The sequence below is a fragment of the Tsukamurella asaccharolytica genome, assembly GCF_007858435.1.
Taxonomy (GTDB): Bacteria; Actinomycetota; Actinomycetes; order Mycobacteriales; family Mycobacteriaceae; genus Tsukamurella; species Tsukamurella asaccharolytica.
This window is the reverse complement of sequence record NZ_VIGW01000044.1, coordinates 1-658: the sequence shown is the minus strand read 5'-3', so window position 1 is coordinate 658 and position 658 is coordinate 1. Positions and strand designations below refer to the sequence as shown.

At 43.8% G+C, this 658-nt stretch carries 1 protein-coding gene; it reads left to right on the top strand.

Translation table 11 applies throughout. From position 1 onward, the window contains the following. Nucleotides 1-424: DUF4377 domain-containing protein (locus FK529_RS20875; RefSeq protein WP_146564346.1), on the top strand; the 424-nt coding region annotated here is incomplete at its 5' end. Between the last annotated feature and the right edge of the window lie 234 nt (nucleotides 425-658).

Below are 658 nucleotides of genomic sequence, written 5' to 3'. Positions count from 1 at the left end.
GGTCTACCTTAAAGAGAATGGGGCATTTAGAGTAAAAGAGGGGCGCGGTGGTGCTGCTTTAGCTTCAACAATGATGGCATGTGAGCCAGAGCTTCAAAAACTGGATGAGCGAATTTCACAATTTATTATCGCAACCCCTAAGATGGTAAGAGAGGGTGATGCGCTCTATTTAGTAGGAACAGTCCCGGGAGAAAAAGTCTCTCATTATCTACCTGTAGAGTTAGATCAGGGGGAGTATCTCGATATTAAAGCGAAGCCTTATGAGCGTGTCTTCTACTATATCTCGGCAGAGCGAATCCTTTGTGAAGAGCAGGCGGCAGGATGTTTGCAGGTCAGGGAAGATAAAAATAGTGACTGGGAGACCTATACCGGAGAGATTGAAGGGTTTGTGCCGGCAGAGAATTATGAGTACCGCCTCGTCTAAAAGAGTATGAAGCTGAAGAGGGCGCTGTGAAGCATGTCTTAGATATGATTGTAGAGCAGGGAGAAGTTATTCCGGTAGGGGCATTATCTGAAGGTGATTCTCAGTAAAATTAGTTTGAAGCAGATGCCATTGATTGAATGATTTTGAGAGTCTACGCTTCATTGCTGCAGACATTGTCAGGCATTGTCAGGCATTGTTAATAGGGATGATCTTAAATAAGTATCTTTAGAAAAG